This window comes from Thalassobacillus devorans (assembly GCF_900176565.1).
In the GTDB taxonomy this organism is placed as follows: domain Bacteria; phylum Bacillota; class Bacilli; order Bacillales; family Halobacillaceae; genus Thalassobacillus; species Thalassobacillus devorans_A.
This window is the reverse complement of record NZ_FXEH01000006.1, coordinates 1,284,085-1,302,116: the sequence shown is the minus strand read 5'-3', so window position 1 is coordinate 1,302,116 and position 18,032 is coordinate 1,284,085. Positions and strand designations below refer to the sequence as shown.

The window sequence follows — 18,032 nt, the reverse complement described above, 5'->3', positions numbered from 1 at the left end:
AAAAAGCCAGTAGCTTAACAAACAAGCTACTGGCTTTTCTATAGGGTAAATTATTTAAGAAATTCTATGGCAACAGACTACTGTTACTATCTTCATTAGAGTCGCCGTCACCGGAGTCGCCGTCACCGGAGTCCCCGTTACCGGAGTCCCCGTCACCGGAGTCACCGCCACCGGAGTCACCGTCACCGGAGTCACCGTCACCGGAGTCACCGTCACCGGAGTCACCGTCACCGGAGTCGCCGTCACCAGTGTCACTGTCACCAGAGTCACTGTCACCAGAATCTCCGTCACCAGTGTCACCATCCTCATTACCATTTCCTCTTCCATTGCCATTATTATTACCGTTACCTTGACCGTTGCCATTATTACCGTTGTTTCCTTGGCCTTGATCTTGATCTTCATTTTCGTTTTCTTCTTCATCCTGGTTTTCTGCGTCTGTATCTTCTTCTTGTTCTGCATCACCGCCAGGGACAGTGACTTCCACAGATTTTCCTTCACTCTTACTGTCATCACCGACAGCTCTTATTGTGAATTTATAAGTTGAACCTTCATTGATTTGAGTTACTTCCAATGACTTCTTATCGGTAGTCGTGATAGTACGTTCATCGGACCCATCTACGGATACGGAAACTTCAAATGAGACATCATCGTCGTGGTCCCAAGCCATATCTATCACATGCTTATCTTCGTTATACTTGGCTTTGAGATCTTTAACCGGATCGAGGCGGTCATACTCCTCAGATGTTTCAGACGGCATGTTGTCGACATGGAATAACTCCGTTACGATTTCTGAATCCGGAGTATAATCACTTGGGAGTTTTGCTGGATTAGAACCTTTCTCCACTTCCACTCTCTTAACTGTATCAGGCATTGTGAAATCTTTCGTGTCTTTTCCTTCAGAAAGAGTTGTCATTAGTGACTTAAATAACTGTTTCGGAATATCTTTACCGGTTCCAATATCACGGGCATTACCTTCTCCATAACCGGTCCAGGTAGAAATTGAGTAGTTAGTAGTATAACCATTGAACCAGGCATCTGGAGTGACATCGCCCCCGTCTTCTGCATAGGAATTTGTCGTTCCAGTTTTACCTGCTACTGGCAGGCCAGAGATATTTGCAGTTCGCCCTGTACCACTATCATTGGTCATGACGCTTTTCAGCATATCTGTGATCATATAGGCTGTGTATTTACTCATTGCAGCTTTAGGTTCCGGCTTCAAGTCTAGTTCCTCATCGTCAGGCAGGACAACTTTTTCTACTGCATAAGGTTCATTGAAGACACCTTCATTTCCAAATGCTGCATAAGCGCCAGCGAGTTCTTTTGGAGTAGCAGTAGTCTTAGCGCCCCCAATAGCGTCCGCATGGTAAATATCATCATCCTTGAACTCGATTCCCAGCCCTTCTGCAAAGGACTTAGCATTATCTAACCCAACTTCTTCAATAGTTTGTATTGCAGGGTTATTTAACGAGCGATAGAGTGCTTCACGCATGGAAACCCAGCCGTAATATTTATCGTTGTAGTTATTTATCACATCACCATTCGGGAATTCGACCGGACCATCGTCATCATATTGGTGATACGTTGACCATTTTTTATTTTCTATCACAGGACCATAAGCCATGATAGGTTTGAATGTAGAACCAGCTTGACGGCCCCCCTGGATGGCGTAATTATACCCGCCGGCTTCTTCCGATCTGCTGCCACCAATAGCTCGTATTGCGCCTGTCTGGGTATCAACGACAGTAGTCGCTGTTTGCAGCTCATCATCCGGGAATGGAAGCGGGCTGTCTTTACTTAACAATTCTTCGACTTTCTCCTGCGCCTTCGGCTCCACAGTGGTATAAATACGAAGGCCATCTTCGTAAATATCAGCCCCGTCGAGTTTTGCTTCTACTTCTCTTTGGACCTGATCTAAGAATGCTTGATACTTGTTCGTGCGTTTTTCCGCAGGGTTAAGCATTTCTTCAATTTCTACACTCTTTGCTTCTTCGGCCTCTTGTTCTGTAATTTTTTCATGATGAACCATGAGGTCTAATACTCTGTCACGGCGTTCTTTTGCATATTCTGGGTTCTTAATAGGGTTATAAGCAGCCGGTCGTTGAGGAAGACCGGCAAGCAATGCAGCCTGTGGCAGGGTCAACTCTTGAAGGTCGGTGATTCCGTAGTAAGTCTCTGCCGCTTCGGCTACCCCATAGGCACCGCTGTCATAATAAATTTTATTCATATACATTTCGAAGATTTCTTCTTTGGAATATTGCTGTTCCAATTTAATTGCCAGCCATTGTTCCTGGACTTTACGCTCTAACGTTTTATCAGGGCTAAGGAAAGAGCGTTTCACTACCTGCTGCGTTATCGTACTCGCACCCTGGGATCCAAAGCCGGATGTAATGTTGCTAAACACGGCTCCACCGATTCTGCGGATATCGATCCCGGAGTGTTCAAAAAAGCGGGCATCTTCTGTAGCCAGAACCGCATCTCTCATAACGTCCGGCAGTTCACTATAACTGATCTTAGTTCTGTTTTCACTTCCTAATTCTGCAAATAGCTCACCATTCATATCATATACGCGAGAAGGAATAGGATCAGATAATTGCGCTTTATTCAATTCTGGTGCACTGGAAACATAGTAAGCGAATAGACTTCCGGTTACTATCATGAGAACAATACCGGTGATAAGAAGGGCAAGAAGCACTTTTTTAAATACCGGTTTTTTGTTACCTTTTTTACTTTGCTGATTTCGTCTTGCTGTACGAGATTGGCTGTCATTTGCCATAACTCATTTCCTCCATTTCTAGAAAAAAAGCTTGTCAAGAACTTTGATGTAATCTACTCGTGCCTGGTAGTGAAAAGGAATCAGCTTTCCATTCCTTTGTATATAAGAATAAGGGATGGACTTTCTTCCTCCTTGCTTCTGTTCGTCCCACCAGTAAAAAAGCTTCACAGCAGATAAGAAGTAGGTTTCATCATGTGGTGTGAATCGGATGATCATAAAGCAAATGCCCCCGTGCTCATGCACTGATTTCATATGATCGATTTGATGTTGATGTATATTGCTCAAGGGAAAAGAAGTCTTATTTCTAGTTTCCTTGGCTTCAAAATCTATATAGCTGCCTCGATAAATGCCATTATAGTCTGTAGTAGATGCTTGCTTGAAATAGCCCTCTTTAATGACTGCCGCGCTTCTCTTTGGGTAATCGACGCGAACAATCTGGACGGGGGTCGGCTTTTTATGGATCACCGCAGTATTAGACGATAAATAATACTCATTGGTTACATTGATGTCCTCCTCAAGTGTCATACCCCTGTTACTGAAATCGGGTTTCTTTTTTAGGGGATTGGCTGCTTTTGCACCAGAGCCCCGTTTCCCATTCGGATAATTCATCATGATACCTCCCACCATGAGAGTATCATACCAAATTTTACGTAAAAATGAGAACAAAAATTATCTTTTTACTCTAAATATCCCGGAGATAGAGACACATAATATACAAAAAAGGATGTTGTTTATGTGTTCGGATATAAAGGGCGATATCATACAGCAAGTTACAAACAAAACAGCACGTTATAACTCGGATAATATTACCCGAACCAAAGCTTATCAAAACTTTTATTTAAAAAATAGAGAGATCCGATGGGCATTCCTTGCTAGTATGGTATCGAGAAATGCCGGATGGAATATGACGGATCTTGCTATATCCCCATTAAAAACCCTATTGACTGATAAACAACGGGGGATGTTATTTTCTACTTATGAGCGGGCGAACTGGCTGATCTTTTCAGATGCTTATCCTCAGCTTCTTCTTTACCAACTATCAAAGGAGAGGAAGACACCTTTATTCCATCACCTTGATAAGTTTCACGTATCCCAATTCATGATTAACGAATGGATTCGTTTTTGGGAAACAAAAGATAAATCAAGGCTTGTAAAAGCACTCATTATAAATGAACAAAATGTGATTGAAAATCCAGTCATCCAGCAACCTTGGTATCAACATAAAGTGTTCCACCAATGGCCGTACATGCTCGAATCTATATTTCGTTTGAATGTCGTATTACTGCCGGTAAGAAGTGGACGATTATACGGCCTTCCTGTTTATCGTTTCACTCACCTGGATCAAAGGATCGCTATAGGCAACACGTTGACAGAGATGCTGTTTCATCCTGATTATTATCCGGATTTCCATGATTTTGCGTTAAATGTTGAACCGACAGGAAGCAGAAAAGATTATGAACAATTCTTTTATGATTCGATGGCGTCAGCCCCACCCTTACAGCAGATTTACTCTATCGTCCAGCATCAAGACAATATTCGTGAAGATTGGTTCCGCTTAAGGGGGTTGAAGCAAAAGTGGTGGCAGATCCGTTTACCTTTACCTGATGACGCCCCCAGACGATATTATGTAAAAAAGCAGGCATTGATGCAGCTGAGCAAATGGATGAGTTCAACAGGGGGGAGGGGCTGAATAATCTCAGCCTCTCATCTTTATGTTGCTGGGTGGTTTTCTCCATCTAATTTCGGATTGCCTGTGTGTTTTCTGGCTTCATTACTGTTCTTTTTATTTTGTTGCTCGGTACGTTTCTGTTCTTTTTTACTCATGGAAACATCCCTCCTTAGTCATATTCTTTGTCGAATCACGAATTTTATAATTTTATCTTTTGCTATTTTTGTAAGATAGCTTCTAGTTTTGTCATCTGTAGAGGAAGGGGGAGAATTAGCTAGAATGTTTATAGTACAAGAAAGCATAAAGGAGGTTTTATGCATGAGAGTTTCATCAAAGTTAGAACAAAAAGGGGTATCCAGAAGACAATTCGAACATTCATTGCTAGACATGATGGATGATATGCAGCGACTGGAGCAGAAGATATCTTTAAAAGCTGATGAAGTTGTATTTACAATGGCAGTAGCTCACAGGAAGGAAATTGATCGCTTACAGGAAGAGATATTGACGATGAGAGAAGAAATAAAAGAGCTGAAAAAGAATCAAAAAGAATTACACATGGATCAGTCATTTTCACTTGCGGGCAGAAAGACCAGACTGATTTAATCGTCTCCATGTACCGTTTCTCCTGAGCATGGTAGGCTAGAGGGGAAGGGGTGAATCATTTATGAAAGATTTAGTTGAACTTACGGAGCAAGTGAAAGACATGATAGAAGAATTGCGGATAAAGTATGAGAAAGAAACCGAACCCGTAGATAAGAATGATCATGATTTTTTTCAAAAAGTCAAAACAGAAACGAAGTCAATGTTTCAGTTAAATGATAAATGGCTGGCAGCCGCTGAAGATTTTGTTAAGGATAAACATGTCAATGTACATCCCAACCAGGTGAAATCGACCCATGAAAATGTAGAGCTATTAATTTTACATAGCTACTACATTGATGTGAAAAAGAAACGGTATAAGGAGCTTAATCGCTCTGTCCATTATGTTATGGACATGCTGCTTGAAGATTGGAATGAAGGGAAAGGGGACCAATGACTGGTCCCTGTTTCTATTCTTTATAAGAGGTGCCTTCGGGTATTTTTCTTACTTGATCTCCAGACTCAGCAAAGCGTTTAGCTGTTTTAGGCTTTTCATGTTCATGGTTCTGACGTTTTGTTTTGAATCCTTTTCCGCGTCCCATACAATCAACCTCCTTTTTAATTATTATCACCTCTGATCTGATAATTAATTAAGGAAGAAAATGAAAAATGTCCTTGCACCAAAGTACAAGGACATTTTTTTATCGCTTTCTGACCCGATAAAGCATAAGGTAAAAAGCCGGTAACAGCAAGAGTGTAAGCAGGGTAGAAAAAAGCAATCCAGAAACAATTGAAATTGCTAACGGACGGAACAAGACGTCACCTGAAAAAATGATTGGCGTCAAAGCGGCGATAGAAGTCAAAGATGTCAAAATGATCGGTCGTAATCTTGCTTTGCCTGCCTGTGTGACTGCCTCGACAGTTGACTCGTATTTCTTCTTATTCTGCTCAATAAATTCCACCAGTATGACGGAGTTTCTCACAACGATCCCTGATAAAGAGACAATACCTAACACGGCTAAGAAGCTTAACGGCTGCCCGGTGACAAATAAACCGATTATTGCTCCAGTCCCAGCTAAAAATACGGAGCTGGTTATCAGGAAAGGCATACTTAATGAATTGAATTGAATGGCAAGCGTCAGGTAAATCAGGAAAAGTACAATAACAAATAATTTTGCCACTTCCACGAAGAATTCACTTCGCGCATTCGATTCGCCCGTTTGGAATACCTGATAATCTCCAGATGTCTCTTGCTGATATTCCTCAATAAGTTCGTTTGCTTCCTGTTCAAAGTTCGACTCTTCTCCTTTTTTCGGATAGGCTTCCAAAGTAAAAGTCCTTTTTCCATCCAGATGTGGTATCGCACCTACCTGCGTGTATTCTTCCTGGCTGATAATTTCATCTAATGAAAATGTAGCAGGCTGTTGAGGAGCATCACGATTATCCATAGAGCCGGTACGAGACTGGCTGGCAATTTGCAGTTCTTCCAAATTGACCCCATTTTCTTCTCCGTCATCCACATTTACCTGGATAGGTAAACGATCATTTCCATTATCGAATACACCAAGCGGTATCCCGGTATTGGCAATCTGCAAAAGGGAGGTTACCTGATCGGTTCCAATACCATTTTCAGCCAGTAAATCATGGTCCAGCTGATAACGGAGGAACGGTTGCTCACTGGCAGCATCCAGTGTTGTCAACTCAGTGCTTTCCAATTGGTCAAAGCGGTTTTGTATATCCTTGGATAACTCCAGGAGCTGATCTAATTCCGGTCCCTGTACTTTCAACTCAATCGGCGGTGAGGCAGGAGGACCTGATTCTATTGTATCCATGAATATTTCTGCTTCGTTAAATTGATTGCGCAGGTCATTTTCCCATTTATTAATAAAGGCCGTGGCACTGGTTTTATCACGATCAACACGGACAAGTATTTGTCCGGTATTTTCTCCCGACCTGTTTAAAGCTGAACTAAACAGGTTAGGCAGGCCGCTTCCTGCATAAACTGCTGTCTCTGTAATGACAGTATCATCACTGGAAAGGTAAGATTCCATTTCTTCAAGTGAAGCCTGTGTTTCTTCTAAGGGGGTCCCTTGTGGGTAGGTGACGGATACCGTCACTTCCGGGCGGTCTGCGCTAGGGAAAAATTCAAACGGAATTTTTATAACCAGCATAGCTAATAGCACACATGCTAAGAGTCCAATCGCTCCTGTCAACCAAGGCCGTTTTGTGACCTTTGGCAGTACTCTGTCCCCGTATAAGGCCTCTAAACGATTGAATAAACCGCCAAGCAGGCCAATCTTCTTATTTGATTTAATTTTTTTGCTTTTATGACGAGCGTATTGGACAGTCGGAATTAATGTGAATGCCATCACCGTAGAGGACAGGATGGTTAATATTAACACCATTGGCAGGGCACGGATAAAATCTCCATTGCTTCCAGACAAAAATGTTAATGGAAGAAAGCTGAATATGATCATTAAAGTAGACGTCAATATCGATATGCCTACTTCTTTGACGCCGTTGATTGTACCTTCTAAAGGCCCATCGCCCAGCTGATACCTCCGTTGGATATTATCATTCACTACAATCGCATCATCTACAAGTATTCCTATGGCTATAATCATCCCGATAATTGAAATTTGATTTAAATCAACCCCAGTATAAGGGAGTGGGATTAATCCGATAATGATCGATAAAGGTACGGCTAAACCTACCAGTATAGCGGAGGAGATTGGCAAACCGATAATCATTATGAAAAAAACAGAGAATAGCGAAATTCCAAATGACACAAGCAGGTTAGTAAAAACTTCTTCGATAATCGTATTTTGCGTGTAGAACTGTTCTGTCTCCACTCCTTCAGGTAGACTCGAAGATAATTGTTCAACTTTTTCATTGATTTGTTCTTGAAGTGCCGACATGTTCACTCCTTCCTCTGCAAGAAGGGTGACTGAAAGAGCCGGCTTTTCATTGAAGGTGATAAGATCTTGTGGATTAATGGTCGTCATCCCAACTTCTCCTACATCCCGTAAATATAAGGGTCCTTCACTATTTTGACCAATTGATATCTCTTCGAGCATTTCAATCTCAGAGATATTATCCACTACTAACTGATAAATTTTCCCATCGTTCATGGTGGTGCCAATTGCATTCGGTGCTAACTCTGAATTTACAGCTTCTATTACCTGAAAAGGGGATAGCTGATTTTCTTGGAGCGCTCCATTATCAAGAGAAAGTTCAATCTCTCTGTCTGGGAGTCCTTTGATTTCTACTGCTTCAATACCAGGGATATCTTTAAGTTCTTCTTGCCAGATGCTTAATTCTTCGTGCAACGAGTAGAAATCCTCATGATTTTCAGCTAATAAATGATAGGAGGCGGCTGCAGACATCATGAGATCAGTTTCTATTTCAGGAGAATCTGCTTCCTCAGGAAAATTCCTTGAAACATTTGTTACAGCCTGTTGAATTTTGGAATTGACTATATCTGCATTAGCATTATCTGACAAAGAAGCGGTCACAGATGAGAAGCCGGTTGTTGATGCGGAGGTGATTTCGTCAATTCCTGTAATGGTTGATATTTCTTCCTCCAGAGGAGTTGTAATCGTACGTTCCACTTCCTCCGGTGTCGCCCCTGGATAAACTGTAGACAGGGAAGTAAGGTTGACATTAATTTCAGGAATCTCTCTTTTGGGGAGTTGGAAATATGTAAAAATCCCGGTAAAGAGGAGAAGCAAGATAAAAATCCAGACAATTTTGCGGTAATGTAAAATTTTCCCCATAGTCATCCACCCTTTTAAATTATTTTAACAAAACTTATACAAATAGTTATACCACATTTTATTGCTTCTGTAACTTTTTAGAAGTAATTTATTTTAGGCTGGATGATTGTAAACGCTTTACAATTATATTCATATATTTTATAATTATCTTCCCACTATAAGGGGGAGGGATAAACAGATGATAAACCAACAGCTACTTGAAAAAGCAAAAGAAATTCGTGAGCGTGCTTACACCCCGTATTCGAAGTTCAAGGTCGGAGCAGCGCTGGTAACTAAGTCAGGAAAAACATACGAAGGATGCAACATAGAAAATGCAGCTTATCCTGTAACCTGTTGTGCAGAAAGAGTTGCCATCTTCAAGGCGATCGCTGACGGGGAGACTGAATTCCAGGAAATGGCTGTAGTTGCTGACACGGCCCGCCCGGTCCCGCCATGCGGTTCGTGCCGTCAGGTAATGAGTGAATTCTTTCCGAGCGACATGAGAATCCATACCAGTAATCTTTCAGGGAATGTGAAAACCATGACGATGGAAGAATTATTGCCGTTTTCCTTTGCGCAAAGTGATTTAGCTGCAGAAGAATAATCGATACATAAAAGCACCCAGTCCAGCTGGGTGTTTTTTATTGCCTAAAATAGTCGTTTGCCTCAGTACATGTTATGAGCCCGGCACATACCCTAATAATGAAAGATGAATCTTACAGAAAGGGGAATAAAAGATGCATCACAAAAAATGCATGGGTCCTGGCCAAACAGGACCGAGGCAGCAAGTAGTCTGCCCCACTAGACATTGTGTACAGAACAATCATTTCCTGAATGAAGTCGACGTTATCCATCCGACTCACACCACTGTCATGAATCATCATTTGACGAAAAACTACCACCACTTCCCACAAACACAATCTGTAATGAATACCTTCGATTCAGAAGATATATTCATGCCGCAACAACGCCCGGAGATGATAGGACCGATGGGAATGGGGCCGCAGGTGATGGGAGCACAAACGGGACCAATGCCGCCAATGGGCATGCCGCAACAAGGAATGGGACCTCAAGTAGCAGGAGCAGAAGATGACGGAATGATGCCACAGGGAATGCCATATGGGCCAATGGGACCTGGACCTGGCAGTTGTCACATGGGCAAAGGATGCCATCATCCATGGTGGCGTGATTAATAGTTAAAACGAGTATCTTCTCTAGGATACTCGTTTTTTTGTGCTGAAAGGATGCTATATTTAACGTTGATATTTTCTAATGAAAGTTCAATACTTGATTTTTAGAGCTTTTTGAAACAGAACATGATGGAGCTTATATGTTACTGATTGATTATAAAGCAAAAATGGATAAATCTTGGAGTTTTCTTGTCAGGAACTTGGGGAAGCGACATATGGAAGAGGAGGCAGGTTTGAGATATACTGAGTGAAGAAAGAAATCGCTCAAGGAGCCGTATGTGATGAAAACAATAGTTGTTACAGGATACAAGCCGATGGAATTGGGAATATATAAGAATGACGATCAAAGAATTTTCTATATTAAAGAAAGCCTGAAAAATAAGCTGGCAGGACTCGTGGAAGAAGGACTCGAATGGGTGTTGATTTCAGGCCAGATGGGAGTAGAGTTATGGGCCGGAGAAGTAGTGATGGACTTAAAAGAAACCTATGACATTCAGCTTGGCTTACTTCCACCATTTATTAATCAAGAATCACGATGGCCGGACGATATGAAGCACCAATATGAAGAACTAACGATGGTTGCTGATTTTTATCAGCCTATCTACGAAAAAGAATACCAGGGGCCATATCAATTTAAAGCGAAGGACCAGTTTCTGATCGATCATTCGGATGGTGTCCTGATGCTTTACGACGAGGATACACCAGGAAGTCCTGACTTTTTACGGAAAAGGGCTATAGCTGCAGAGGAAAAGGGGTATAAAATATTATATATCACTCCTTTTGATCTCCAGGAAACGGTCGAGCAGATACAAATGGCAGACCCTGATTATTGGAATCAATAAGTCATAATAAAAATTGACATTCCTTCGAAGTTTTGGAAAAATAAGAGTAAGGTGCGTAAACAGAGGTGATACTGATGTTCAATGACAAATTGAATTTAGATGGTAAACAGATTTTAGAAAAAGACTTTAAGACATCCATGAGGGGTTATAATCAGGAAGAAGTAGACGAGTTTTTAGATCTGATCATTCAGGATTATGATGTATTTAACCAGGAGATAGAACGGCTAAGACAGGAAAATGAACGTCTGAAACGGACACCTTCCAGAGAGACTACCAGAAGTCGTCCAGTCCAAAGTGAAAATCAGACGCCCAATCATCAGGTTAATTATGATGTACTAAAGCGCCTCTCCAATTTAGAAAAAGCTGTTTTTGGGAAGAAATACGCTGACTCCTAATTTGCCAAAAAATGGAGTGTGCAGGCTGTCTTCTTGTATGCTATAATAGTTATTCCATTGACAGTAATCAGTCAACTAGTTACAATTATAAAGCAGTTTTGAATACTTGGGTAATCGCTGTATGTTTAACATGCAGAGGAAAGTCCATGCTCGCACAGGCTGAGATGCCTGTAGTGTTCATGCCTGACGAAACCATAAGTCAGGGTAGCCTTTTGGCTAACGGCAGGGAAAATGCCTAAGTCCTGATGGATATGGCATTCCAACCTTGAAAGTGCCACAGTGACGTAGTCAAAGCAGAAATGCTTTGAGTGGAACGCGGTAAACCCCATGAGCGAGCAACCCAAATGAAGGTAGGGGCACTCTTGGAAGGGAAATGAACCTGATAAGAGGCAAGCATTTATGCTTGCAGATAGATGATTACCACCGGAGTACGAGGTTGACCACCGCTGGCAGTACGATGGTACAGAACATGGCTTACAAAGTATTCAAAGGTCTGACTTTGAAATGATCCCTTTCTAAATGCAGTTATTGCGTTAGAAAGGGTTTTTTATACTTTTAGAAGAAAAGTTTGTTTAGATATCATTATCCATGAAAAGGAATGAATGTTTTATGCCGCAAAAAGTAACCTTGATCGCTACCGCAGCAATGGGATTGGAATCCATCGTTGCGCAGGAAGTAAAAAATCTTGGATATGAAGATGTAGAAGTGGAGAATGGCAGAGTTACCTTTGAAGCGGATATATCAGCAATCCCCAGGGCCAACCTTTGGCTTAGGACAGCTGATCGCGTCAAGCTTCAGGTTGGAAAGTTCAAAGCTTTCACCTTTGATGAATTGTTTGAAAAGACCAAAGCCCTTCCATGGGAATCTTACATACCAGAAGATGGCGAGTTCCCCGTTATTGGTAAGTCAGTGAAATCAAAATTATATAGCGTTCCTGATTGCCAATCGATTGTAAAGAAGGCGATCGTTGAACGGATGAAGCAGCGTCATGGGATCGCTTCATGGCTGAAAGAAGACGGGGCATTCTACCGTGTGGAAATTGCCTTGCATAAAGATACTGCATTACTCACAATTGATACCTCTGGTACCGGGTTGCACAAAAGAGGTTATCGAACCGGACAGGGAGAAGCGCCCTTAAAAGAGACTTTAGCTGCCGCTCTCGTGCAATTAACCAACTGGACGCCTGATAAGCCATTCGTCGATCCTTTCTGCGGCTCGGGTACCATTGCGATTGAAGCCGCGTTGATCGGTCAAAATATTGCTCCTGGCTTTAATAGAGAATTTGCATCAGAAGATTGGAATTGGATTCCTCAAAAAGTATGGGATGATGCTTTTCAGGAAGCAGAGGATCATGCAAACTACGACCAGCCTTTGGATATAACTGGTTACGATATTGACCATCGCATGATTGAAGTCTCAAAAGCAAACGCCATGGAAGCCGGGCTGGGTGATCTGATCCAGTGGAAACAGATGCAGGTAAAAGATTTGCGCCCCAAGCAGGAAAATGGGTACCTGGTGTCTAATCCTCCTTATGGAGAGCGAATCGGGGAGCGGGAAGAAGTGGAGACCATGTACAGAGATCTTGGCTCGATTATGAGAGACCATCCGACCTGGAGTGTCTACATCCTTACTTCCCATTCAGGATTTGAACAAATTTATGGGCGGCAGGCTTCTAAAAAGCGGAAATTATTCAATGGATACATCAAAACCGATTATTATCAGTTTTTTGGAAAGCGGCCGAAATAGGGGGAGACATTTGTGAGTAAAGAGTTGGAGCAGGACTTTTTGAACTTATTGAAAGAAAAAGCTTCCTATGAAGAAGCACTTGGGCTGATGTTTTGGGACTTAAGGACAAATGCACCAAAAAAAGCAGTCGGTAATCGATCAGAAGTAATTGGCATGGTGTCCCAGAAAGTTCACCAGATCACTACCTCCGATCAAATGAAGGGCTACATTGATGAGTTAAAGAACAACACCGAGAATGAGATTATCAAAAAAGCAGTGGAAAAATCAGAAGAGAGTTACAATCGGAGTGCAAAAATTCCAGCAGAAGAATATAAAGAGTATGTCATGCTGCAATCCAAAGCAGAATCCGTGTGGGAGGAAGCGAAAGAAAAAGATGACTTCGAAAGTTTCGAACCTTATCTCGAAAAACTTGTTGATTACAATCAGAAGTTTGCTGGTTATTGGGGTTATGACAATCATATCTATGATGCTCTGTTGGATAACTATGAACCTGGTGTAACAGTAGCTGTTTTAGATGATGTATTTCCTAAGGTAAGGAAGTCGTTGTCAGGTTTACTGGACACAATACAGCAGTCTCCAATTCAACCGGATCCTTCTGTGCTTCATGGGCATTTTCCAAAAGCTGATCAGGAGAAATTCAGTCTCGAGATACTTGCGCGCATGGGGTATGATTTTGAAGCGGGCAGGCTGGACGAAACAGTTCATCCATTTGCAATCGGCTTGAATATCAATGATGTCCGTGTCACCACAAAATACGATGAGAAAGATTTCCGTACCGCCGTATTTGGAACGATTCACGAAGGTGGTCACGCACTATATGAACAGAATATCAACCCTGAACTGGCATTTACCCCCCTAGCTGATGGGACCTCAATGGGAATTCATGAGTCCCAATCGCTTTTCTGGGAAAATTTCATAGCCAGAAGTGAAGCGTTCTGGGAAAATCATTATAAGCTATTCAAAACTTATGCACCGGACAGTTTCAGTGACCTTCCGTTGGATCCTTTTTATAAAGCTATCAATGAAGTGAAACCTTCCTATATACGGATTGAAGCAGATGAACTTACGTATCCTTTACACATTATGGTCCGTTATGAACTGGAAAAAGCATTGATTGCGGGGGACATAAAGGTAAAGGACCTTCCAGAACTTTGGAATGATAAAATGGAGGAATACGTAGGAATAAGGCCACGCAATGATGCGGAAGGTGTGCTGCAGGACGTACATTGGGCAGGTGGAAGTTTCGGCTACTTCCCCTCTTATGCATTAGGTTATATGTATGCCGCCCAATTCTACAATCGTATGGAACAGGAGATTGATTTTGATAAGGTAATTCGAGCAGGAGACTTTACTGGGATTAAAGAGTGGCTTACGAAAAATATACATCAATATGGGAGTATGAAAAAGCCCCTTGAAATTTTGAATGAAGTAACAGGAGAGAAGCTTAATCCTGATTATTTAGTACAATACTTGACTAAGAAATACAGTAAGATATATCAGTTTTAATATTTCTGCTAATATTGGAAAGTTGGAAAGGAAAATAGTAAAAGAGCATGGAATCCTCAATTCCATGCTCTTTTTTTCGATCATCACCCGTTTCCAATCGGCCATTCAAAAGGTGGCGATCCTGGAGGTGAATTCTGAATGATATCCACGAAAGGAATAGTATAAGCAAATGCAATCAATACGACAGTAATCCCTATCCATAACTTCCAATTCTCCAATACCAAAGGGGTCGGCTCTGAACCATCAGGCGCTTCTGCAATTGGGAATTCTTCGACGCCTTTTGGGGCCTTGAATGTCATATAGAAGAAGTTATAAAGCATGATCAGAATGCCAATGAATAGGATAGAACCACCAATCGCCTGACCGTATTGATATCCGATCCATTCTGCAGCCTGTGCGCTGCCCTGGTAGTCGGAAAATGCAGAACGTCTCGGAGCTCCAAGCAGACCTGCCAAATGCATTGAGCCTGACATGAAGAACATGCCGACAAGCCAAACAATCGTTTGCGTCATACCAAGGGTGTTGATTTTTTTGTCAATTTTCCTGCCCGTAAGTACAGGTACAAGCCAGTACGTAATTCCGAAGAAAGTAAGAATGACGGTGGTCGCAAGTGTGAGGTGGAAATGTCCAGTCACCCAGATGGTATTATGAACTACCTGGTTCATCTGATTGGAAGCGTTGATAATGCCCCCTGCACCTGCTGGAATAAATGCAACCATCCCCATGAATGGTGCGAAGAATCGAACATCTTTCCAAGGAAGATGCCGGAACCAGCCGAATAATCCTGTATACCCTTTTTGTCTGCCCGTGATTTCAAATGTAGCGAACATTGAAAATGCAGTCAACAAGGACGGTATGATAACAGCGAATGTAAGTACAACTTGAATGTATTTCCACATAGGATCAATTCCCGGCTCCAAAAGCTGATGGTGAAAACCTACTGGAATCGAGAAAATCAAAAATAGAATAAACGCAAGGCGGGCCAGCGAATCGCTGAATATCTTGCCGCCGATAATTTTTGGCAGGATGGCATACCATGCCATATAGGCAGGAAGCAGCCAGAAATAAACTAGTGGATGACCGAAATACCAGAATAAGGTTCGACTAACCAGGATATTTATTTCCCCAACTAACCCTAAGGACCAAGGAATAAATTGGATTAATACAGTAGCTGCCACACCGAGTGTGCATATAAACCACATTAGCATATTGATGACAACCATGAATGCTAACAAAGGGGAATGTTCACCCTGATGTTTCTTTTTCCATTGATACAATTGGTGGAAATTTACAAAACAGGCAATCCACGATCCTACTACGACAAACGTAAGGCCGAAGTAAAAAATCGGGTGTGCTTTCAAAGGAGCGTAGAAAGTGTATAGTACACTTGCTTTACCTAATAGAATCATGATAGCACTTGCTATTGTGCCTATGAGCATAACCCAGAAGGATGCCCATGCCCACTTTCGTTGTTTATTGGTCATCCCAACAGTCTTAGCCATTAAAGCGAACTGAAATCCAATGATGAAAAATGTAGTAAGGACCAGTCCTAATATGACACCGTGGACAGTCAAAATTTGATAATAACCGATACCGAACGGCAAATTGAAGTTACCAGTTCTCACCAATGTTTGCAGCAGTCCCATCAGACCGCCGATCAGCAAAGAAATGAAAGTGACCCACATAAATGACATAACTAATCTAGAATCAGCTTTGCTCAGCCCTGTTTTTTCTGCAATCATTCTTCATACACCTCCACGGTCGCAGTCATAAGATGGTGGCCGGTACCACAATATTCATTACAAATAAGAGTATAAGTTCCCGGGTTATCTAATGTGGTTTCCAGAGTAGAAATATATCCTGGTTCCAGCATCATATTGACGTTGGTTCCGGCAAGCTGAAAACCGTGAATGACATCTTCAGTAGTAGCCTGGAACATTACTTTAGATCCTGCTGGTATTCGAATGGTCTTGACATTATTTCCATCTTCATCTTTACCTAAATTATAGTTGAAAGCAGAAGCAAGGACATTCAATGTATATTCTTTTTCTCCCAGTTGTTGAAGTCCTAGATTTTCTTCTTTGAACGCTTCATGTGCCTGGACATTCTGCGGATCTAATGTAACCATACAGCTTGGCGGCTGTGTTCCCTGATAGAAAGCCCCGATACCGAGAACAATTAAAAAGACAAGCAATGTTCCCACTCCGGATGCCATCCATATTTTTTCGTATTTATGCAGGTGCATCATAATCCCCCTTTTCCTAAGTTAAAGTACTATCGTGCTAAAAATAGACCGAAAACGGCAAGCCAGGATAAAACTAGAAATCCTCCTACTACTGAAACGGAAATCAGTGTTCCTTTTAAATTAGGTTCGCTCGAGCTGTGCTCTTGCTCAACTTGATGTTTCAGATTTGTGCTAGGCATTTATACCCACCCCTTTCGTTTTTTTTTGCTTTTGTTATTAACTATCTTACAGCAAATTAATGTAAATTCGACTTGAAATTCACATGTTTCACAAATTGTTCAATAACAAATGAAAACACTGTAGTAAAAGGGTTTACCTGTGATTTTTATCATTGTAAGTAATGAAAATGTGTATAGTTTGTGAAAAGTGTTAAGTGTGCTATCACAAAACGAAAAGGCAAGCAATCACATAATATTGGAATAATGTGAAGAAAATTAGAACTTTTTACTTATAAGATCACTAGAGAATTAGCGGATGAGGGGGTTCTTTACCAAATAATGATATAATAATGAAAAATAACCATCAGGAGGAAAAAGATGTTTCTACCAAGTTTTAAATTAACGAATAAGTTAGCGGTTATAACAGGGGCAACCAAAGGAATTGGTAAAGCAATCGCAGTTTCTTATGCTGAAGCTGGAGCGGATGTTGTCCTCATAGCGCGATCAAAAGAACAATTGGAAGAAGTAAAGGCCGTCATTGAAGAGCTTGGAAGAAAGGCTTTTACTATACAAGCTGATGTAAACGAATATGAATTAATCAAAAAACAGATGGATGGTATTATTGCCGAACGGCCATTAGATATTTGGGTGAATAATGCAGGAATGAATATTCGCAGCGAAGCTATGGAAGTGACTGAGGCAGAGTGGGATCAGATTGTTTCAACTAATATGAAGAGTGCATTTTTCTTATCTCAATATGCTGCTGAAAATATGAAAGATAATCAGCAAGGGAAAATTATCAATATATCTTCCGTCGGAGGTCATACCGCACTTAGAACGGGTGTTGTCTATGCGATGACCAAGAGCGCTCTGATACAAATGACTAAGAACCTGGCGATGGAATGGGGAAAATATAACATTAATGTTAATGCAATTGGTCCCTGGTATTTCCCTACTGCATTGACTGAAAAGCTATTACAGGATGAAAACTATGTCCAGGATATATTGTCACGTACCCCGCTTAAACGAATAGGTAAACTGTCGGAACTGGCAGGGACTGCCGTATTCCTGGCTGCCGAAGCCAGTGATTACATGACCGGACAAACTTTGTTTGTAGATGGCGGCATGACGATCTATGGGTTTTAATAGCTGAAAAATTCGCTACATTAATAAG

At 41.5% G+C, this 18,032-nt stretch carries 17 protein-coding genes and 1 other RNA gene; 11 read left to right on the top strand and 7 right to left on the bottom strand.

Translation table 11 applies throughout. The annotated features are described in order from the left end of the window. Positions 1–64: 64 nt before the first annotated feature. Together B9Y67_RS17470 and recU are read right to left on the bottom strand one after the other, a co-directional pair. Positions 65–2,773: a transglycosylase domain-containing protein gene (locus B9Y67_RS17470; RefSeq protein WP_085508661.1), complete on the bottom strand. Its 2,709-nt coding sequence runs from the start codon at positions 2,771–2,773 to the stop codon at positions 65–67. A gap of 18 nt (positions 2,774–2,791) precedes the next feature. Further along, a complete protein-coding gene (gene recU, locus B9Y67_RS17465; protein WP_085508660.1) occupies positions 2,792–3,382 on the bottom strand; it encodes a Holliday junction resolvase RecU in 591 nt (196 codons plus the stop codon). A gap of 124 nt (positions 3,383–3,506) precedes the next feature. Here recU and B9Y67_RS17460 point away from each other — a divergent pair, with 124 nt between their 5' ends. The 3 genes from B9Y67_RS17460 (at position 3,507) to B9Y67_RS17450 (ending at position 5,478) form a co-directional block, all read left to right on the top strand. After that, a complete protein-coding gene (locus tag B9Y67_RS17460; protein WP_085508659.1) occupies positions 3,507–4,463 on the top strand; it encodes a DUF2515 family protein in 957 nt (318 codons plus the stop codon). Positions 4,464–4,760: 297 nt separating this feature from the next. Further along, positions 4,761–5,045 carry a hypothetical protein gene (locus B9Y67_RS17455; RefSeq protein WP_085508658.1) on the top strand — a complete coding sequence of 95 codons (285 nt, stop codon included), beginning with the start codon at positions 4,761–4,763 and terminating at the stop codon, positions 5,043–5,045. 61 nt (positions 5,046–5,106) lie between these two features. Beyond that, entirely contained in the window at positions 5,107–5,478 is a 372-nt protein-coding gene (locus B9Y67_RS17450) for a DUF1798 family protein (protein WP_085508657.1), read from the top strand. Between the two features lie 13 nt (positions 5,479–5,491). Here B9Y67_RS17450 and B9Y67_RS21070 read toward each other — a convergent pair whose 3' ends face one another. Both B9Y67_RS21070 and B9Y67_RS17445 read right to left on the bottom strand, forming a co-directional pair. Continuing rightward, the gene (locus B9Y67_RS21070; RefSeq protein ID WP_254901832.1) at positions 5,492–5,623 is read right to left on the bottom strand and encodes a hypothetical protein; all 132 of its coding nucleotides are present in this window, start codon (positions 5,621–5,623) and stop codon (positions 5,492–5,494) included. Positions 5,624–5,722: 99 nt separating this feature from the next. Further along, a complete protein-coding gene (locus tag B9Y67_RS17445; protein ID WP_085508656.1) occupies positions 5,723–8,797 on the bottom strand; it encodes an efflux RND transporter permease subunit in 3,075 nt (1,024 codons plus the stop codon). A gap of 178 nt (positions 8,798–8,975) precedes the next feature. On the opposite strand from B9Y67_RS17445, the gene cdd reads away from it, so the two are divergent. The 7 genes from cdd to B9Y67_RS17410 all read left to right on the top strand — a co-directional run bounded on the left by cdd (position 8,976) and on the right by B9Y67_RS17410 (position 14,455). Continuing rightward, positions 8,976–9,380, top strand: a complete 405-nt coding sequence (gene cdd, locus B9Y67_RS17440; RefSeq protein WP_085508655.1) for a cytidine deaminase — start codon at positions 8,976–8,978, stop codon at positions 9,378–9,380. 133 nt (positions 9,381–9,513) lie between these two features. After that, positions 9,514–9,969: a CotD family spore coat protein gene (locus B9Y67_RS17435; RefSeq protein ID WP_085508654.1), complete on the top strand. Its 456-nt coding sequence runs from the start codon at positions 9,514–9,516 to the stop codon at positions 9,967–9,969. Between the two features lie 278 nt (positions 9,970–10,247). Beyond that, on the top strand, positions 10,248–10,808 hold the full coding sequence (locus tag B9Y67_RS17430; protein WP_085508653.1) for an SLOG family protein: 561 nt from the start codon (positions 10,248–10,250) through the stop codon (positions 10,806–10,808). Between the two features lie 74 nt (positions 10,809–10,882). Then, positions 10,883–11,203 (top strand): cell division regulator GpsB, encoded by a 321-nt coding sequence (gpsB, locus tag B9Y67_RS17425; RefSeq protein ID WP_085508652.1) that lies wholly within the window; start codon positions 10,883–10,885, stop codon positions 11,201–11,203. Between the two features lie 102 nt (positions 11,204–11,305). After that, positions 11,306–11,685, top strand: an RNA gene (gene rnpB, locus B9Y67_RS17420) — RNase P RNA component class B. A gap of 127 nt (positions 11,686–11,812) precedes the next feature. Further along, on the top strand, positions 11,813–12,949 hold the full coding sequence (locus tag B9Y67_RS17415; protein ID WP_085508651.1) for a THUMP domain-containing class I SAM-dependent RNA methyltransferase: 1,137 nt from the start codon (positions 11,813–11,815) through the stop codon (positions 12,947–12,949). 12 nt (positions 12,950–12,961) lie between these two features. Next, positions 12,962–14,455, top strand: a complete 1,494-nt coding sequence (locus B9Y67_RS17410) for a carboxypeptidase M32 (protein ID WP_085508650.1) — start codon at positions 12,962–12,964, stop codon at positions 14,453–14,455. A gap of 83 nt (positions 14,456–14,538) precedes the next feature. Here the strand turns inward: B9Y67_RS17410 and B9Y67_RS17405 are convergent, their stop codons facing one another. The 3 genes from B9Y67_RS17405 to B9Y67_RS20495 are packed head-to-tail and all read right to left on the bottom strand — an operon-like array spanning position 14,539 to position 16,879. After that, complete coding sequence (locus B9Y67_RS17405) at positions 14,539–16,197, bottom strand: b(o/a)3-type cytochrome-c oxidase subunit 1 (protein ID WP_139823838.1); 1,659 nt, start codon at positions 16,195–16,197, stop codon at positions 14,539–14,541. After that, on the bottom strand, positions 16,194–16,700 hold the full coding sequence (locus B9Y67_RS17400; protein ID WP_085508649.1) for a cytochrome c oxidase subunit II: 507 nt from the start codon (positions 16,698–16,700) through the stop codon (positions 16,194–16,196). The genes B9Y67_RS17405 and B9Y67_RS17400 overlap by 4 nt, the downstream gene beginning before the upstream one ends. Before the next feature lie 29 nt (positions 16,701–16,729). After that, positions 16,730–16,879, bottom strand: a complete 150-nt coding sequence (locus B9Y67_RS20495; RefSeq protein WP_139823837.1) for a cytochrome c oxidase subunit 2A — start codon at positions 16,877–16,879, stop codon at positions 16,730–16,732. 357 nt (positions 16,880–17,236) lie between these two features. Here B9Y67_RS20495 and B9Y67_RS17395 point away from each other — a divergent pair, with 357 nt between their 5' ends. Beyond that, entirely contained in the window at positions 17,237–18,004 is a 768-nt protein-coding gene (locus B9Y67_RS17395; RefSeq protein ID WP_085508648.1) for an SDR family NAD(P)-dependent oxidoreductase, read from the top strand. Positions 18,005–18,032: the final 28 nt, after the last annotated feature.